Raw genomic sequence first — 2,539 nt, 5'->3', positions numbered from 1 at the left:
CCATAAAACTGTAAACAGTCTTGGTATCGAGCTGTGCAATCATTCCATCTCCTCCTTGCTTTAAATATAGTACTATTATACCATTTTAAGTTCCATAATGAACTGGCTCAGACTCTTTCTTTCAAAACCTTGTTGAAATTTTTTCAACTGTTCATCCATTATGTTTCTTGAAAATGAAAATTAAGAAGAATAAAATATCTATATCTTATAATATTTTTAATAGTAATTTTGGACATTTTTATGCTAAGTGACGAATATTGAAATAAAATCCCTTATGCAAATTTACATATAAATATCTTTGAGGTGGCTTTTAATTAAAAGATTTATTCAATATTTTATAATAACTTGCTTAAAGTTCATTCCTATTTTTAAAATTTATTTCATTTGAGTTTATTTATTCCATTTTTCCTCTTTTTTTGATATAATAAATTTATCACTTCAAAGGAGAGCGCCATGCGTTTTAATCAATTCAGCTACTTGCCCACTCCTCGTTCTCAACTATTAGATGAATTAGAGAGTCTTGGCTTAAAGCTATCATCTAAACTGCCTATAAAAAGACAGTTTGAAGACTTCATTCGTTGGAGTTTCTTCACTTATACAAATACCGATTACGCTCTATCTACCCTAGCTGCAGATAGAGAAACGGATCTACTAAGCTTCTTTCAGTCTGATAAAGAGTTGACAGCTGATATTTTCTATACCGTAGTTTTTCAACTTTTAGGCTTCAATTATCTTATTGACTTTGAGGATGCTGAACAATTCCGTAAAGAAACTGGATTTCCTGTTATTTATGGAGATTTGATTGAAAATCTCTACCATCTGCTCAATACTCGAACTAAAAAAGGAAATACGCTCATCGATCAGCTTGTTAGTGATGGACTCATTTCAGAAGATAATCACTACCACTACTTTAACGGCAAGAGCTTGGCAACCTTCTCTAGTCATGATGTCATTCGTGAAGTTGTTTATGTAGAGAGCCGTGTGGATACTGATAAAGACGGTCTCCCTGATTTAGTCAAGGTCAGTATTATTCGTCCTCGCTATGATGGGCAGATTCCAGCCGTTATGACTGCAAGCCCTTATCACCAAGGAACCAACGACAAAGCCAGCGACAAGGCTCTCTACAAGATGGAAGGAGACTTGGAGGTCAAACCTCCCCACACCATTGAACTTGAGAAGCCTGAGATTGATTTTGTCGAGCCTCTTGGTCAAGCCGAACTCGTCTCTGAGTCTGAAGAAAAGCTAACTCACATCAATAGCTCTTACACTCTCAACGATTACTTCCTCCCTCGAGGATTTGCCAATCTCTATGTATCGGGTGTTGGCACCAAAGATTCCCAAGGTCTGATGACTAACGGTGACTACCTGCAGATTGAGGCCTATAAAAATGTCATTGATTGGCTCAATGGACGTTGCCGTGCCTTTACGGACCACACGCGCAAGCGTGAGGTCAAGGCTGATTGGTCCAATGGCAAAGTTGCCACAACTGGCCTTTCTTATCTAGGTACCATGTCCAATGGTCTTGCAACCACTGGAGTTGATGGCTTGGAAGTGATTATCGCAGAAGCAGGTATTTCCTCTTGGTACAACTACTATCGTGAAAATGGCCTGGTAACCAGTCCTGGAGGTTATCCAGGTGAGGATTTTGACTCACTTGCTGAATTAACCTACTCCCGCAATCTCTTAGCCGGTGACTATATCCGTGCTAATGAAGCCCACAAAGCGGATTTAGAAAAGGTAAAAGAACAATTAGATCGCAAGACTGGTGACTACAATCAGTTTTGGCATGACCGCAACTATCTGCTCAATGCTCATAAGGTTCAAGCTGAGGTCGTCTTTACACATGGTTCCCAGGATTGGAATGTCAAACCACTTCATGTTTATCAAATGTTTCATGCTCTTCCAGATCATATCAACAAGCACCTCTTTTTTCATCATGGTGCCCATGTTTATATGAATAACTGGCAGTCGATTGACTTCCGCGAGTCCATGAATGCCTTGTTAAGTAAGAAATTGTTAGGACTTGCAACAGACTATCAGCTTCCTACTGTTATCTGGCAAGACAATACCGAACCTCAAACCTGGCAGAGTCTTGATGACTTTGGCAAGCAAGATGAATTGCATACTTTCTCACTTGGAACTGAAGAACAAGTGATTCAGAACCACTATGAACAAGAAGATTTTGAGCGTTATGGCAAGACTTACCAGACCTTTAACACAGAACTTTACCAAGGAAAAGCCAATCAGATCACCATTGACCTTCCAGTAAGTCAAGACATTCATTTAAATGGTCGAGTCAAGCTGAAACTTCGTCTCAAATCAAGTACAAACAAGGGGCTCTTATCAGCCCAACTGCTCGAACTTGGGCAAAAGAAATATCTGCAAGCTTATCCAGCTGTTTTAAGCGCTAGAACCATTGACAACGGTCGCTATTACATGCTTGAAAATCTCTGCGAACTGCCATTCACTCCAAGCGCCCAACGTGTCATCACTAAAGGCTACCTCAATCTTCAAAATAGAAATGATTTACTCTTAGTAG

At 39.3% G+C, this 2,539-nt stretch carries 1 protein-coding gene; it reads left to right on the top strand.

From position 1 onward, the window contains the following. Positions 1-453 precede the first annotated feature (453 nt). Positions 454-2,539, top strand: a 2,086-nt coding sequence (locus tag SORDD24_RS07365) for a Xaa-Pro dipeptidyl-peptidase (RefSeq protein WP_061409131.1), incomplete at its 3' end; no start/stop codon positions are given.

This window comes from Streptococcus oralis (assembly GCF_001579175.1).
Lineage (GTDB): Bacteria > Bacillota > Bacilli > Lactobacillales > Streptococcaceae > Streptococcus > Streptococcus oralis_O.
Note: the sequence above shows the minus strand (reverse complement) of the source record. Positions and strands in the feature narration are given on the sequence as shown.